This window comes from Stenotrophomonas sp. 89682_Sma (assembly GCF_056481405.1).
The window spans coordinates 680,808-696,304 of sequence record NZ_CM151147.1 but is presented as its reverse complement, the minus strand read 5'-3'; the positions used below and the strand labels follow the sequence as shown (position 1 = coordinate 696,304).

The 15,497-nt window shown below is 68.7% G+C and carries 10 protein-coding genes; 1 reads left to right on the top strand and 9 read right to left on the bottom strand.

Annotation, left to right across the window (positions count from 1 at the left end; translation table 11 throughout):
- Positions 1-44: 44 nt before the first annotated feature.
- Entirely contained in the window at positions 45-1,361 is a 1,317-nt protein-coding gene (locus tag ACZK29_RS03085; RefSeq protein WP_478446661.1) for an NCS2 family permease, read from the top strand.
- Between the two features lie 60 nt (positions 1,362-1,421).
- On the opposite strand, the gene bcsZ is transcribed toward ACZK29_RS03085, so the two are convergent.
- From bcsZ to ACZK29_RS03040, 9 genes are read right to left on the bottom strand one after another with little or no spacing between them, the layout of a single operon-like run.
- Complete coding sequence (gene bcsZ / locus ACZK29_RS03080; RefSeq protein WP_111205179.1) at positions 1,422-2,555, bottom strand: cellulose synthase complex periplasmic endoglucanase BcsZ; 1,134 nt, start codon at positions 2,553-2,555, stop codon at positions 1,422-1,424.
- Positions 2,539-6,120 (bottom strand): cellulose synthase complex outer membrane protein BcsC, encoded by a 3,582-nt coding sequence (gene bcsC, locus ACZK29_RS03075; RefSeq protein ID WP_478446660.1) that lies wholly within the window; start codon positions 6,118-6,120, stop codon positions 2,539-2,541. The genes bcsZ and bcsC overlap by 17 nt, the downstream gene beginning before the upstream one ends.
- On the bottom strand, positions 6,120-8,483 hold the full coding sequence (gene bcsB / locus ACZK29_RS03070) for a cellulose biosynthesis cyclic di-GMP-binding regulatory protein BcsB (RefSeq protein WP_478446659.1): 2,364 nt from the start codon (positions 8,481-8,483) through the stop codon (positions 6,120-6,122). The genes bcsC and bcsB overlap by 1 nt, the downstream gene beginning before the upstream one ends.
- Positions 8,480-11,104, bottom strand: a complete 2,625-nt coding sequence (gene bcsA / locus ACZK29_RS03065) for a UDP-forming cellulose synthase catalytic subunit (protein WP_478446658.1) — start codon at positions 11,102-11,104, stop codon at positions 8,480-8,482. The genes bcsB and bcsA overlap by 4 nt, the downstream gene beginning before the upstream one ends.
- Positions 11,104-11,859, bottom strand: coding sequence for a cellulose biosynthesis protein BcsQ (bcsQ, locus tag ACZK29_RS03060; protein ID WP_111205176.1), 756 nt, complete (start codon positions 11,857-11,859; stop codon positions 11,104-11,106). The genes bcsA and bcsQ overlap by 1 nt, the downstream gene beginning before the upstream one ends.
- Entirely contained in the window at positions 11,856-12,035 is a 180-nt protein-coding gene (gene bcsR, locus ACZK29_RS03055) for a cellulose biosynthesis protein BcsR (RefSeq protein ID WP_111205175.1), read from the bottom strand. The genes bcsQ and bcsR overlap by 4 nt, the downstream gene beginning before the upstream one ends.
- Positions 12,035-13,666, bottom strand: a complete 1,632-nt coding sequence (gene bcsG / locus ACZK29_RS03050) for a cellulose biosynthesis protein BcsG (protein WP_239503954.1) — start codon at positions 13,664-13,666, stop codon at positions 12,035-12,037. Before bcsG ends, bcsR begins: the two co-directional genes overlap by 1 nt.
- The gene (bcsF, locus tag ACZK29_RS03045; protein WP_111205173.1) at positions 13,663-13,842 is read right to left on the bottom strand and encodes a cellulose biosynthesis protein BcsF; all 180 of its coding nucleotides are present in this window, start codon (positions 13,840-13,842) and stop codon (positions 13,663-13,665) included. The genes bcsG and bcsF overlap by 4 nt, the downstream gene beginning before the upstream one ends.
- On the bottom strand, positions 13,839-15,377 hold the full coding sequence (locus tag ACZK29_RS03040; RefSeq protein WP_459047867.1) for a BcsE family c-di-GMP-binding protein: 1,539 nt from the start codon (positions 15,375-15,377) through the stop codon (positions 13,839-13,841). The genes bcsF and ACZK29_RS03040 overlap by 4 nt, the downstream gene beginning before the upstream one ends.
- Positions 15,378-15,497 lie beyond the last annotated feature (120 nt).

Below are 15,497 nucleotides of genomic sequence, written 5' to 3'. Positions count from 1 at the left end.
CATGCATGCCGGCCAGCGGCCGGCATCTACCCATGAGCGAACCCATGTCCCTGTTCGAACGCCTGTTCCAGCTGCAGCAGCACGGCACCACCGTGCGTACCGAGCTGCTGGCCGGTGTGACCACCTTCCTGACGATGTCCTACATCGTCTTCGTGAACCCCGAGATCCTCGGCACCACCGGCATGGATGCGGGTGCGGTGTTCGTGGCAACCTGCCTGGCCGCCGCATTGGGTTCGGCAGTGATGGCGCTGGCCGCCAACTTCCCGGTCGGCATGGCGCCGGGCATGGGCCTGAACGCGTTCTTCGCCTTCACCGTGGTTGGTGCCGCCGGCCTGCCGTGGCAGCAGGCGCTCGGTGCGGTGTTCATTTCCGGCCTGGTGTTCCTGGTGCTGTCGCTGACCGGTGTACGCGCGTGGCTGGTATCGGGTATTCCGTCATCGCTGCGCTCGGCCATCGTGGCCGGCATCGGCCTGTTCCTGGCGATCATCGCGCTGCAGAAGTCCGGCGTGATCGTCGGCAATGAAGACACACTGGTGGCGCTGGGCCCGTTGAACACGGCGCCGCCGCTGCTGGCACTGGCCGGCTTCCTGCTGATCGCGGTGCTGGAAGCACGGCGCATCCGTGGTGCGATCCTGATCGGCATCCTGGCCGTGACCGGTGCGGGCTGGGCGCTGGGCGACGTGCAATACCAGGGCCTGGTGTCGCTGCCGCCGAGCCTCGCCCCGACCTTCCTGCAGCTGGACCTGCCGGGCCTGCTGCACCACGACGGTGGCGCGCCGATCGCAGTGCTGCTGCAGGTGGTGCTGGTGTTCGTGCTGGTGGAAGTGTTCGATGCCACCGGCACGCTTTATGGCGTGGTCGGCCGCGCCGGCCTGCTGAAACTGCCGGGCGCGCAGAAGCGTTTCGGCCGCGCGCTGCTGGCCGACAGCACCGCCATCGTTGCAGGCTCGATGCTGGGCACCAGCAGCACCACTGCCTTCGCTGAAAGTGCCTCCGGCGTGCAGGTGGGCGGCCGTACCGGCCTGACCGCACTGGTGGTGTCGGCGCTGTTCCTGGCCGCACTGCTGTTCTCGCCGCTGGCAGGGATGGTGCCCAGCTATGCCACCGCGCCGGCGCTGCTGTTCGTGGCCGGCCTGATGCTGCGCGAACTGGTGGAAGTGGACTGGAGCGACCTGACCGAATCGGTGCCGGCAGCGCTGTGTGCGCTGGCGATGCCGTTCACCTACTCGATTGCCAACGGCCTGGCGTTCGGCTTCATCGCCTATGCCGCGCTGAAGGCCGGTACCGGGCGCTGGCGCGAAGTGCATCCGGCGGTGTGGCTGGTGGCGGTGCTGTTCACCCTGCGCTACGCGCTGGAATGACCGTTGAGTGGGGTCAGATCCCATTGCGATGCAACGGGATCCGACCCCGCAGCACTGCAGCTACCAGCGCGGCAGCAGGCGACCATCGGCGGCGAAACGCCAGCGTCCTTCGGCCCAGCCACGACCGAACAGCGCCAGCATCTGCGAGTAATAGGCCGGTGCGTCAGCACGCTGCTGCTCCGCGCTGGGCAGGCTGGCCAACAATGCATCGGCACGCTCCGCTTCGCCCTGCGCGATCAGATACGGCAGCAGTGCCGCGCGGAATCCGTAGTTGCCTTCGCCCTGCCCCTGGCCACTGCGGGTGTCGATCTTCTCCCACATCGGCGCACCACTGCGCAGGCGCTGCAGCGGCCCGGACAGGGCCGCCAGCTGCGCACGGAACAACGGATCGCGCGGTGCGGTCATGCCCGCCCAGGTGTAGCAGCGGATGGCATCGTAGCCGCCGACCGCACCGCGCACCGGATCGACGACGAAGCGATCGCCTTTCCACGCCGCCCAGTCCGGTGCGAACCCGTTTGGGCTGGTCTGCTGCAACAGCTGCACGCTGTTGCGCGCCAGCGCCTGCCACGGCCCGCTGCGATCCTCCACCGCAAAGCGGCGCAGCAGCGGCAGTGGCAGATAGCTGGGGTTGACCCGCGTGGCGTCCCCTTCGGTGAATCCCTGTGGGCCCGGCAACAGCATCGGGCCGAGCCCGGGCAGGTCCACGATCTCGCGTGCCCGCACCTGCGCGAGCATGCCCTCGGCGATGGCCTTCAACGCGGGACGGCGCCACAGCCGCGCGCCTTCCAGCAGCGCATAGGCCAGCCAGAGATCGGAGTCCGAGGCCGGGTTGTCATCCAGAACCCGCCACGCTCCATCGCCATCGCGTCCCCACAGCCAGGCGGCCAGGCGCTTGCCCATGTCGCCTTCGGCGAGGTTGTCCTGGGTCCAGCCAAGGACGCGGTCGAACAGCGCCTGGTCGTTGTCGACCAGGGCGAAGAACAACGCATAGGACTGGCCTTCGGAGGTGCTGCGCTGATCGTCCTGGCTGCGATCGATCATGCGTCCATCGCGGCTCAGGCTGCTGTCCACCAGTACCTGCCACGCCGGCCAACGCGGTGCGGGCGCGGCCTGCGCACTGCGCCAGCCAAGCAGCGGCAGCGTGGCGGCCACCTGCAGCAGGCGCCGGCGCTGCAGGTCAGCGGAACTCGCCATACGGCACCAGTGGCGATACGGGCAACGGCAGGTTTCCCTGCCAGGGCTTGAAGGTGTAGCGCAGGTAGAGCTGGAACGAATTCGGCGAGAAATCGCGGCTGCGCTGCAGGGTGCCGGCGGCACCCAGCACGAAGTGGTCGCCCAGGCGGCGCTCGACCGCGCCGTACAGGCGGTAGCCGGTGCCTGTGCTCCTGCTGTCGCCGGTATACAGGCCGGCCTCGTCCAGCCGCAGCGGGCCATACTGCGGCTCCAGCTGTTCGATCACGCGCTCGATCAAGGCCTGGTCGGGGAAGCGGCTGATCGAGGACGTGCGCGCACTGGACACGCTGACCGAACCATCCACGCGCACCGACCATACGTCGTTGCGCCAGGCGAAGCTGACCGGCAGGCTCAGCGACGCATAGCGCTGCGGGCTGTAGTAGCCACCCTGGCCCAGCGAGTAGCCGCCCAGGTCCTTCTGGTAGCGCCAGTACATCGCGGTGGTGCCCACATCCAGCCGCATGTCGGGGCGCTGGATCAGCTTGTGGTACCAGCCCACCATCGCGCGTGCGCGGGTGTTGTCGACCACGTTGTGGCCGGTCAGCCGATGCCAGCTCCAGTTCGACCATACGCCATCGCGGCCGCCCTGGTCGTAGCCGAGGCTGAAGGTCACGCCGTTGGCGGTGACCCCGCCCCAGGCAATGCCACTGCGCGGATCAACGGCACCGGCCTGCGACAGCAGCGAATTGGTCATCGGCCGCCGCGACACCGTGGCCCCCCAGCCGAAGCGCCCGAGATCACCATTGAGGGTGACACCGCCGAGCCAGTTGCCGACCACGTAGTTGGACGGGGTGTGGCCGATATCGAAGTTCCAGCGGTCATCCAGGGTGCGCCAGCCGACAGCAAAGCCAGCGCCGGACGTCCGCCGCTGATGGACGAAACGGGTGCAACCCGGTGCGCGCAGGCGGCTGTTGCCGGCCTGCAGCAGATCCAGGTCGCAGCTGCCGAAATCCTCGTCGTAGGCGCCGTTTCCGTCGGTCTGGAAGCGGCCCGCATCGAAGCTCACCTGCTCGATGCGCGCCCAGCCCAGGCCACCGGCGAACGGTGCGTCGAGATGCGCGATGCGGGTATCACGCGACAGCCGCGAAATGCCCGGGGTTCCATCACTGCGGCGGCCGGTGTCCTGCATCACCGTCAGGGTGGGATTCTCCTGCTGGTACAGGGTTTCCACGTCGCTGCGCAGGCTGCGCCGCAACCAGTCATCGCCGGCCGTCTCGCGGCTGGCCAGGGTCAGCGCGCGGTTGTCGCGCGGCGTGGCCTGGCTGGAAGCCAACAGGCCGTTGTCGGCCATCGCCTGCGCGTACATGTCCAGCGCCTGCTGTGGATCATCGCGGCGCACCAGTCGTGCCGCGTCACGCCAGGACTGTGCATCGGGCCCGGTCTTGCGCGCCAGCAGCGCGCGCAGGATCGCCAGGGCCTTCCTGTCCTCGCGCAGGTCGGTCCAGATGGTGGCGAGCTGGCGCTGCTGGCCGATTTCGGTATCGTCCACTGCCGGCGGTGCGTCGTGCATCTGGCGGCGTGCGCTGGCCAGATCGCCGGTGCCGATCCAGGCCTGCACCTGGCCCAGCTGCGCATCCACATTCTCCGGCTGTGCAGCAAGCACGCGCTGGTAGTAGTGCAGCGCCTGCGCGTGGTCGCCGCGCAGGCGCGCCCATTCGGCCATCAGCAGATCGTTGTCGGTGCTGGGCGGTTGCTGCTGCAGCAGCGCGATGGCTTCGGCCTCCCTGCCCTGCGCACGCAGATCCCACAGATGATCGACCAGCTGCTGCCGCTGCAGGCGCGCCGACAGCGCGCGGATGTCATCGTCCCACTGCGCCTGCGGCAGCGCATCGAGCACCGCCAGCGCCTGTGGCAGCCGATCGGATCCCGACAGATAGAGCGCCTGCGCGTAGCGCGCTTCGGCACTGTCGTTGTGCGTGGCCATGTCGGCCACCACCACGTCGGCCTCGTCCTGCCGGCCGGCGGCGCGCAGCTCGTTGCCCAGCGCATAGGCCAGCCATGCATCGCCCGGCAGTTCGCCGCGCAGCTGCTGTCCCAGCGTGATCGCAGTGGTTGCATCGCCGGCAGCCAACGCCTGCTCGCGGCGCTCACGCAGTCGACTGATCTGCAGCTGGCGCAGATCTTCGGCATACAGCCTGCGCTGGGCAGCGGGCAATGCATTGATGAAGGCTTCCAGCCGCTGCGGGTCGGTGCGGCCGTACAGCTGCACCAGCTTGCGGATCACGTTGGCATCGTTGGGCGCCATCCGCCGGGCAACCTGCAACTGGCGTTCGGCTGCGGCGTCATCGCCGCGTGCCACGGCCACATCGACCAGGCCCAGTGCAGCATTGACGTCGCGGGGCTGCTGGCGGCGCGCCTGCGCATACAGGCGCTCGGCCTCGTCCAGCCGGCCGGCCGCCAGCGCCGCATCGGCCTGGTCCAGCTGCAGCCAGTAGCGGGTACTGGCAATCAGGTCACGCCACTTGTCGTTGCTGTCACCGTCGGGCGTCGCCTGCACCGCACGCTGGAAATAGTTGATGGCCTGCTCGCGGCGGCCCTGGCGCATCAGCGCCATGCCCAGTCCACCCAGCAGATCGGGCTCGCGCGGATAGCCGCGCAGCGCCTGCAGGAAAGCGCGCTCGGCCTCTGCATTGCGGCCTGCGTCGAGCAACTGCTGGCCGCGCAGGCCGGCGCGCCACGCCGAGTCACTGACCCGCTTGTGCTGATCGGTGTAGCGCTCGCGCACCAATGCGATGTCGGCAAACGTCGGGTTGCGGGTGATGAAGTCCTGTAGCCTGCGCACGCTGCGGTCGTCGGCCGGCTGATCCTTCAGGTAGGCCCACTCGGCGTCCGCCGCCATGCCGCGGGCTTCCGGATTACGCCCCATGCGCTGCAGCACGGCCAGCGCCTCGGCATCGCGGCCGGCAGCGAACAGCATCTGCGACAGCGCCTGCAGCAATGGCACATTGCCGGGATAGCTGCGGTCCAGTTCGCCCAGCGCGCGGATCGCCTGTGCACGCCCATCCGCCCGGGCGCCGCGCAGGCGCCAGTACTCCAGGCCCAGTTGCAGGCCAGGTGGATCATCGTTGAACAGGCGCCGGTAGATCGCCAGCGCTTCGGCGCTGCGACCACCGGCAGCGAACAGCCGCGCCTGCTGCAGATCCTGCTGCAGATCACCGCGATAGGCCTGCCAGAGGCGCTCGCCGGCGGCCAGTTCACGGGTGCCCGTGCCGATCTCGCGCAGGCGCTTCAGGGTCGCCTCGGCATCCTGCAGCTTCTGCTGCGACAACTGCACTTCCAGGATCGCCACCAGCGTGCCGCGATCATCCGGTGCCAGCATGCGCAGCCGCGCCAGCGCGTCTTCGATCAGGCTCTGGCGACCGGTGGCCTCTCCAATGCGCACCTGCTGCAGCAGCCACTGGCGCTGCTCGGCGACGGTTCCGCCCGGTGTATCGGGCAGGGCCTGCGCCGCGCAGGGCCCGGCACCGGCCAGTCCCAACAGGACCAGGCCGGAAGCGGTGACCAGCGGATGCCGCGTGCGTGCCATCAGTGCCCCGGGTCCAGGCGCTTGGCTGCGACCCAGCGCAGCGTGCGCCACAGCAGGAAGGCGACCATCAGCACCACCAGCGTGGCCAGCACCGCCAGCAGTGCCGGGTGGTCGGCCAGGTGGTACCACAGCAGCAGCCACCACGGCAGCGCGCCAACGTAGTAGTGATCGCCGACGAACTGGCTGTGGATGCCCGAGGTACGCAGGATCGCCACCGAACCTGCGATGGCTTCGCGCTTGCCGGTATCGCTGAGCGCTTCGTCGAGCAGGCCGTAGTCGGCGGCATTGCTGGCGGCCAGCGAAACGATGCTGCGCTGCGCATGCTTCGGCGACTGCATGCCGATGATCGCGGCAAACGGTGCCTGCGCGCTCACTGCTACTTCGGTCACCGCCGGGTCGCCATCGCGGCTGCCACGGCGGGCCTGTTCCATCGCCTGCTGCGGCGACGGCGACTGGCCGTTGAGCAGCCGCGTGCGCTGGTCGTCGATCAGCAGCGACAGCTGCTGGCTGCCGCGCAGCTCCGCCGGCAAGGCGCCCAGCATCAGCAGGTCCGCATCCAGTGCGCTGGCCTGCTTCCAGTCATCGGACAGTCGCAGCCCATAGGCCGGGTAGCCACTCTGCACGCCCAGCCCGCCGATCAGGTTCAGCAGCAGGCTGACCTGTGCTTCGCTGGCGCTGGGCGGCACCAGCACGACGGTCTCGGACAGATCGGCCATGCGGGTGAACGGGAAACCGCTGAGTGCGAACGCGGACAGGTCCGGCAGGCCCATGTAGTGATGGAACCCGGAGAAGTCGATGGTCGAGTCTTCTTCGATCGCTGCCTGCAGGTTCGGCGGCAGCACGGTCTGGCAGTGGTCGCGCTGCGCACTGCCCATCACACTGGCGAAGTTGAAATCGAAGCGCAGCTGGTTGCGGTCGCCCAGCTTGAGCGCCGGAATCAGCAGGCGCCCGTCGTCGGCACCGGCATCGCCGGCCAGCACCGGCAGGCGGATTTCCTCCAGGCCCTGCTTGCCGTTGCGGCGCACCAGCGGGAAGCTGGAGATGAACTGGTCGTTGATCGCTACGCCCAGCCGCGACTCATCGCTGCCGAACGGCGGCGTGTAGCGATAACGCAGGTTCAGCGGAATGCCCTGGTTGCGCCAGATGAACAGGTCCGGCGGCAGGTTGAGGTTGACCGTGATCGGCTGCGGCGACACGCCGTTGGCGTGCAACTGCTGCGGGTAGTCGAGCAGTTCGGCCAGGCGGACGGCGCGGTCGGTGCGCACCCAGTTCGGTGCGTCGTACGGCTTGCGCGGGGCCAGTGGCTTGATCTCGTCGACGCTGACCTGGCGACCGCGGAACAGCACGTTCCCGGCCGCCATCGCGGCCGCCGCCTTCTGCAGGTCGTCATCGTTGCGGCCCAGCACCAGCAGCAGCTTGCGCTGCGGATCCTCCGGCAGCGACATCAGTTCGATCATCGGGCCCTTCACCGGGGCATGGTTGGCGATCACCGGCGGGAACCTGCCGTTGACCGCCAGCACCACCGCGTGGCCCTTGTCCGGCAACGTGCCGAAGCTGACCGGGAAACGCGCCTGGCGCCACCAGCCGGACAGGCTGCCGAAGTACGAGGACATCACCGCCGCCGCGCGCTGCTGCGCGAGGCTGGGTGCGGCGGCGAACACCACCGGCAGCTCCAGCCGTGCGGTATCGCGCGGATCGAAGAACGGCAGCGGGAAGTTGGCCAGGTCGTCCTGCATCGCCAGCGGCTGGCCGCCCAGGCGCAACGTGCTGTTGCTGGACAGGTTGACCCACAGCGAGCTGTGCGTCGGCTCTTCGCAGATGTCGGTGTAGTGGCCGACGAACTCCAGGCGGACCTGGTTGAAATCAGCGATCAGGCGCGCGTCCAGCGGCAGCTTGGCCTGCACCGGACGGCCCAGCTGGTCGTTGCTGATCGGCACCACGCCCATCATCGCGTCGTTGAGGTAGACCCGCAGATGCGACAGGGTCGGCAGCAGCGACGGTGAAGGGGTGAAGCTCAGATCCAGTTCCGCATCACGGACCAGGCGGTCACGGCGGACCTGGAACTCGAAGGTGGTGGCATTGCGCACACCCGACAGCAGCGTGTCCTGGCGGCGCCCCAGCTGCGCGAAGGTGTTCTGCCGCTGCCAGGGCCAGGCGCTGCCCGTCCAGGTCTGCGCCAGTGCGGGCTCGGCACCGGCGGCCGGAGTGGTGGCGGGTGCGGCCGGCACGCTCGGCACCGGCGGCGCGGCAGGCGCCGCGGCGGGAGGAACCACCGGCGCCGGAGCAGGCGCGCTGTTGCCTGACGCCACGGGCAGGGCCAGCAGGGGCAGCAGCAGCCAACGCAGAGAGGACGGAAGGGTCATGGACGAAGCCCTGGATCAGCGGCTGGGTCAGCCGGGTGGGAAAGAAGCGGACGTTGCGGAGCAAAGCTGGCCAGCCATCGCAGCAGGCGACGGTTCCAGTGTGCCGGGCGGTCAAGGTCGAACGGTGCGAAATCACCCATCCGCCGATAGCCGCGCCAGCCCAGGACCAGCACGCTCCACAGGCTGCGCGGCAGACTCTTGGGTTGGTAACCGGCGTGCCAGTCGAGCCAGGCATCGGCGCGGGCAAAGGTGCACTGGGCGAACTCCACGCGCTGGCGTTCGTCCTCGAACAGCAGCAGCAGGCCCAGTCGCTGGCCGACCGTGCGCTGCACCCGCGCCGGGAACGCGAACTCGCGGCGGCCCCGCCCCAGCAGCACCTGCACGCGCTGGCCCTCGGCCAGCTGCGCGTCTTCGCCAAGTTCAACGCCTACGCCATCGTTGGAGTAGTCCTGCAGCACGCCGCGCAGGCGGCGGCCATCGGGCACCTGCAGCGCCATCGGCAGGTGGGTGGTGACGCGATGCGTGCGCCGCACCTGCTGCACTTCAGCGGCCACCGCCAGCGCACCGCCGATGATCAGCAGGTTGTACAGCACCCACAGCGAACTGACGACCACCGTACCGCGTTCATCCAGCGGCCCGTGCATGAAGCGCCACACGGCAAAGCACAGGCCAAGCACGTTCAGCAGCGCCAGCACCAGGTAGGGCTGCGCCACGCGCCAGTCGAATCGATCGCCGGCCTGGGTGCCGCCCTTGTCGGTGACGTTGAACTTGCCACGGCCCGGGCTGAACAGCGCCACGGTGGTGGGCCGTGCGATGTACCAGGCCAGCACCGTCTCGTACACCTCGCCCCAGAACGGCCGGCGGTACTTGCCCTGGATGCGTGCGTTGGTAAGGCTGGCGTGGGCCATGTGCGGCACCACGAACAGCAGGATGGCCAGCGCCGGCGCATAGATGATGTAGACGTGCAGCAGCAGGAACGCCAGCGGCGCGGTGAGGAAGACCAGGCGCGGAATACCGGCCAGGAAATGCAGCATCGCGTTGGCGTAGCAGAAGCGCTGGAACAGGCTCAGGCCCTTGCCCAGCAGCGGGTTGTCGATGCGGAAGATCTGCACCATGCCGCGTGCCCAGCGGATGCGCTGGTTGACGTGCGCGCCGAGGCTGTCGGTGGCCAGGCCGGCCGCCTGCGGAATGCGCAGGTAGGCCGAGTTCCAGCCCTTGCGATGCAGGCGCAGCGCGGTGTGCGCATCTTCGGTGACGGTCTCGGTGGCAAACCCGCCGATGGCATCGATGGCCTCGCGCCGCAGTACCGCGCAGGAGCCGCAGAAGAACGCCGCGTTCCACAGGTCGTTGCCGTCCTGCACCAGGCCGTAGAACAGCTCGCCTTCGTTGGGGTCGCTGCGGAACACCTGCAGGTTGCGTTCGAACGGATCGGCCGAGAAGAAGTGGTGCGGGGTCTGCACCAGCGCCAGTTTCGGGTCGCGCAGGAACCAGCCGCAGGTGATCTGCAGGAACGAACGCACCGGCAGGTGATCGCTGTCGAAGATGGCCACCAGCTCACCATCGATCAGGGTCAACGCATGGTTGAGATTGCCGGCCTTGGCATGGCGGTTGTCAGCGCGGGTGATGTAGTTGACCCCGGCACGCTCGGCGAATGCGCGGAATTCTTCGCGCTTGCCATCGTCGAGTATATGGATGCGCAGCTTGTCGGCCGGCCAGTCCAGGCCCATTGCTGCGTAAACCGTGTGCCGCACCAGCGCCAGGTCTTCGTTGTAGGTGGGAATCAGCACATCCACCGTCGGCCACTGGCGGATATCGGCCGGCAACGGCGCCGGACGGCGACGCAGCGGCCAGGCCACCTGCACGTAGCCCAGCATCAGCACCAGCCACGAATAGGTTTCCGCCGCCAGCAGCACCACGCCACAGACCAGGTCGAAGGTACTGTTCCAGTTCAGCGTGGCGGTGTAGCGCCACCACAGGTAACGGCAGGACACGGTGATCGACAGCACCACCAGCACCAGCGTCGCATAGCGCCCCTGCATGCGCCGCACCAGCAGCGCGATGGCCCACAGCAGTGCAACGAACACGAACTGTGCGAGATAGGTGAACGGCTGGGTGATGCACAGCGCCGCCAGCCCCAGCGTGGCCAACCCGGCCAGCAGGGTCAGCAGGTGCCTCGAACGTGGCGACAGGCTGCCCACCTTCCGGCCGAACCAGGCCGCTACGCGGCTGTTCCAGAATTCACTGGGCGCATCGCGCATGGCGCGCAGATAGCGCAGGCGGCCGCGACCCGCCGCCCCCCGTAGTTCGGCAATGCGTTCGCGCCGGGCCTGGGCCAACCGCTGCCGCCTCAGCGAAGGCTGCGGTACCAAGCGCACCACCGACAGCCACATGGCCTGGATCAGCAACCGCAACGGATCGCCCGGGCGCCAGCGACGGTCGCCCTGGATCTGCGGGAAGGCGTTGCGCAGGCGCGGGGCCTGTGCCTGCCACGCCGGCCCTTCCAGGCGCAGGAACGCCCAGCCCACGCACTGCAGCAGCCACAGCAGCGACCGTGTCGGCCAGGACGCATGCACGCGTTCGCGCAGGCGCCCCCAGCCCAGGTAGTAGACGCGGGCGCCCATCAGCGTGCCCCCGCCGTGGCCTGGCGCCGTGCGGCCTCCGCCAGGCACCACAGCACCAGGCCATCCACATCGGCAGCAGCCAGCGAATCGGTCGCATAGCGGCCCAGCGGCTGCTTGCTGGCCAATGCGGAGGGTACCCGCGCATCCTCGTGCAGCGGCTGCGGCACCAGCCGCGCGCCGTGCGCGTGCAGCCACAGCTGCATGAGGTCGCGCTGCACCGGAATGACCGGGTCATAGCGGTTGGCCAGCAGCAGGCGGGTGTCATCCGGCTGTCGTTGCAGGAACACATGGCTGACCGGATCGACACAGGCCAGGCGCAGCGGCAGCGTGCAGCGCGCGTGCTGGTTGATGGCCGCAGCGTGCGCCGGCAGGCGCTGCGGCAGGTCGAACAGGATCCAGTCGAACTGGGCCTCCAGCAGTGGAATGCGTTCGGCCCAGGTGGCCGGTGCCTGCTGCAGCTGCTGTTCGATGTGCATCGCGGCCTCGGCGTCGACACGACCGTAGGGCAGCACCGCGAGTCCTGCTGCGACGGCGTAGGCGGCATCACGCCAATCCGTACCGTCCAGCTGCGCGCGCGCCCAACCGTTGTCCACGTCGGCAGGCAGGCCCAGGTGCAGGCCGAGCATCTGGTCCGGGCTGCATTCGACCAGCAGCACACGCTGCCCCTGGGTGTGCAGGCCCTGGCCCAGCGCGGCAAGCACCGTAGTGACGCCGGTTCCGCCATGGATGCCCTGCAGCGACAACAAGGTGCTCATCGGCGCGGCTCCAGTTCGGCCAGCAACGGCCAGCGTGCCAGCGCCCGTGCTCGCTCCTGCTGGGCCGAGAAGTCCACGTAGGGCAACCCGGGCATGTCCAGGCTGCGGCGCAGCAGGTCGATGTCGTCCTCTTCCACGGACAGTGTGACCGGCACGGCAAGAATGGCGGCAGGCATCAGCGTGCCTCCTCCGGGTAGGGGCTCCAGGTCTGGCTGCCCTGCAGCTGCAGCCAGGGCTTGCCGGCGTACTCGATGACCTTGGCGCCTTCGTTCTCCGATACCGACGGTGTCTGCGGCAACCCCTTCAGCAGGCTGTCCCAGTTGCGCTCGCTCGGCGGCGACTGGGCATTGAGCGCGTACACGCGCGACACCAGCTCGGACACCGCCAGGTAGCTGCTCGGCTCGGGCACGTGACGTGGGCCGCCGGCCGCCGGCGCGCCCATGCCGATCAGCTTCACGCCCACCGGCACGTGGGTGATCGACGGGCTGGGGATCTCACGCATGCCCGGAATCTGCATGCGGTCGCCATGCAGGGCCGCGCCATGCTCGGGCACCACCACGATCATCGCGCGGCGGCCACTCTTCTCCACCGCGTCGACGAAACCGGCCATGTCGCCCAGCACCATTTCCGCACGTGCCTTGTAGTCGGCGGCATTCGAACGGCCGTCGGCACCGACGATGCGGTTGCCATCGTGCAGCGAGATCGTGTTGTAGAACAGCGCCACCTGCTGGCTGGACCCAGCCAGCCGCTGTTTCCACCACGCCATCAGCACATCGCCATCGCGGCGCAACGGCGACTTGTCGAAGGCCACCAGCGCTTTAGGAAACGCGCTGATATCCATCGGCTGTGCCTGCAGCCCACCGTACTGGTGCAGTTCACCGATGAAGTCGTCGAAGTGACCGTCGTGGTTCATCGCCAGCTCGCTCTGGAAGCCCAGACGCTGCAGGTTCGAGAACAGCTGGCACTCGGCCGGCACCGGATCGAACAGCCCGGTATGCGAGGTCTGGCCACAGCTGGCGCGCAGCAGGCGGATCGCCGCCGGGCCGCTGTAGGCGGTTGCCGAGTTGAAGTCGTCGAATACTACGTCCATGTGGTCGAGCAGGTTGTTCTGGCGCAGCCCCACTTCATCCAGATCGCTCCATGCCAGCGAGCAGATATTGAGGATGATGACGTCGAACGGCGCGCCGCTGCCCGGTGCCGGGAAGCTGGTCTTGAGGCTGGACTGCTGCTGGTAGAAGCTGGCCAGCCATGCATTGAGCGTCTCGTTGTTGGCCGGCGGCAGGCCGCCACCCGAGGTGCCTGCGGCGCTGGCGGTGGCCGCGGTGGCGGTACCCTGCCCCCAGTTCCAGCCCGCCGGCATCGGTATCGCCATCACAGCCAGGCCAAGCATGCCCAGCACGCTCAGGGTGGTGATGCGCAGCCACGGCTTGAGCAGTACGTAGGCCAGCACCAGCATCGCCAGTACCGCCACCATCTGCCAGTTGATGAAGCGCTGGACCAGCTCGAGCCAGTAGTCCGCCGAGAAGTCCAGCACGCCAGGTTGCACCAACAGGCGCCGGAACGGCGGCCACCAGGTGTCCTGGTAGTACAGAGCCACGCCCACCGGTACCGCGACGACAGTGCGCGCGATGCGTGCCCAGCGCCAGCGCAGTGGAATCAGCAGCGCACCCAGGAAAAGCAGGTTGGGCAGGATTTTCAGATCCAGCGCGCCCATCCAGGCCAGTACCACCTTGGACAGGAAATACAGGTTCCAGCCGCGCAGGTTGGCCCAGGCGAAGGGAGATGCGGGTGCCATCTGCGGACTCATGCAACCCTCCGCGGCGCACGCTGGCGTACACCGGCGCGGCGCAGATGGCGGGGTGGCAGCCAGCGTGCGGCGCGGCGGCGCAGCCCGCGCCACAGCGTGCCGAGCATGGCTCCGAAGGGAATCATCACCAGCGCGCAGGCGACGATCAGGGTCCAGAGTTGCTGGTCGGTGGTCATGCGCGATCTCCCAGCCGCAGCGGCTTCGGGGCGGTGAAAACAGGCGCCTCGAGCGCCGGGGCCACAGCCGGCAGGGCCGCAGGTGCTTCGGGCAGCACCTCGGCCTCCGGATCGCTGCCGTGGGCGTTCATCGCTGCAATGTCGTACTCGGCCAAGCGCTGGTAGCCATCGAACAGCTCGCGCCAGGGCAGCCGGAACAGATTGCCCAGGGCCTGCTCGACCGCATCACGCCGGCAACCAAACAGGAACAGGCGTACCTGCCCGCGGTAGACACAGGCCAGATCGCCCTGGCGGCGGATGCGCAGCTGCTGCAGGGTCTGCTCGGCACGCAGGCCGGCCACCGGCTGCAGCGCCAGCACGGCGCTTTCGACCGCACTACCGTCCTGGTCGATGCGATCACCTGCGATCTGGCGGAAGCGTGCGGCGTTGACCAGGCCGCTCACCGATGGCGGTCGATGCGAACGGATCAGCGGCTCTGGTTCTTCCGCCAGCTGGCCCTGCCAACGCTGCCGCTGCACGGTTTCCAGCAGGGTCAGCAGTCGCGGCAAAGGCGTCGCTGACGGCACCACCAGGCTGCAACCGCACTGCATCAGCAGCCGCTCATCGGCGTAGCGCAGGCAGGGCTGCAGCTCGCGCACCACCAGCTTCAGCGCATTGCCACGTTCGCGGCGCAGGCGGTGCAGCAGGCGGGCCAGTGCATCCACCTTGGCATTCGCGTCGATGGCCAGCACCACGGTGGCCTCGCGCGCCTGCAACGCGGCCGGAAGCAATCCGGCCCAGCCGTCATACAGGCGCCAGGCCGCCGACAACGGCGGCGCACCTTCCAGTACTTCGGCCTGGGCCAGGAAGACATCGCGGTCGCTGCCACTGGTCGCATCGATCCCAGTCTCGGCGGCATCGGCCTCGGCCAGGTGGCGCAGCCCGCGGCTTTCCTGCTCGACGCCGAACGATCGCTGGGCCACCACGCCATGGCTGTTGGACCAGTAATGCAGCAACAGCTGCAGAGCGCCACGATGCGGATGCAGCTGGGCCACACCGGCGCAGCTCCGGCTCAGTGACAACAGGCGCGGGGCCAGCGTCGCCACTTCGCCGTGGCACAGCAACAGCAGCACCTGCTGCGCCTGTCCGGCCCATTCCTGCAGCTGCTGGCACCAGCGCGCCAGCCGGGCATCATCCCAGCCGTCCAGCGCCGCCACCGGGAACTGCACCAGGCTGAGCCGGGTGCGCGCCGAGGCGGTGCGCGGCAGATCGCCGGTCAGCCCGCGCAGCGCCTGCTGCATGCCGTGGTGCGAGCGCTGGAACAGCCGCAGGTGGGCGGGCCCCTGGTCGGCAGGCAGCAGGGCCAGCATCGATTCGGCCCCGCGCCCCAGCGTGACCAGCACGGCTTCATCCAGTGCCTCGGCCGTGGCCAGCACGCCGGCACCGAGCAGGTCCGTCGGCGCGCTGCCGGCGGCCACCATCCAGTACAGGCCTCCGCTGCGCATCTCGACGAACTCGGCGGGCAATCCGGCAATGGCAAGGTGGGTCGCAGGCACGCCGGATCCTTTCATTGCCCCTCAACCGGGCGGAAAGCCCAGCAGTGGGGGCGCTGCGGTGAAAAGGAGGTCACTTTCATGACGTACATCACATTCATGTTTCTGTACGGCAATGATAGC

Bases quoted from the DNA above. Each gene is read 5' to 3' on its own strand.
- ACZK29_RS03085 (WP_478446661.1), top strand. From the start codon at position 45: ATGTCCCTGTTCGAACGCCTGTTCCAGCTGCAGCAGCACGGCACCACC.
- bcsZ (WP_111205179.1), bottom strand. From the start codon at position 2,555: ATGGCGAGTTCCGCTGACCTGCAGCGCCGGCGCCTGCTGCAGGTGGCC.
- bcsC (WP_478446660.1), bottom strand. From the start codon at position 6,120: ATGGCACGCACGCGGCATCCGCTGGTCACCGCTTCCGGCCTGGTCCTG.
- bcsB (WP_478446659.1), bottom strand. From the start codon at position 8,483: ATGACCCTTCCGTCCTCTCTGCGTTGGCTGCTGCTGCCCCTGCTGGCC.
- bcsA (WP_478446658.1), bottom strand. From the start codon at position 11,104: ATGGGCGCCCGCGTCTACTACCTGGGCTGGGGGCGCCTGCGCGAACGC.
- bcsQ (WP_111205176.1), bottom strand. From the start codon at position 11,859: ATGAGCACCTTGTTGTCGCTGCAGGGCATCCATGGCGGAACCGGCGTC.
- bcsR (WP_111205175.1), bottom strand. From the start codon at position 12,035: ATGCCTGCCGCCATTCTTGCCGTGCCGGTCACACTGTCCGTGGAAGAG.
- bcsG (WP_239503954.1), bottom strand. From the start codon at position 13,666: ATGAGTCCGCAGATGGCACCCGCATCTCCCTTCGCCTGGGCCAACCTG.
- bcsF (WP_111205173.1), bottom strand. From the start codon at position 13,842: ATGACCACCGACCAGCAACTCTGGACCCTGATCGTCGCCTGCGCGCTG.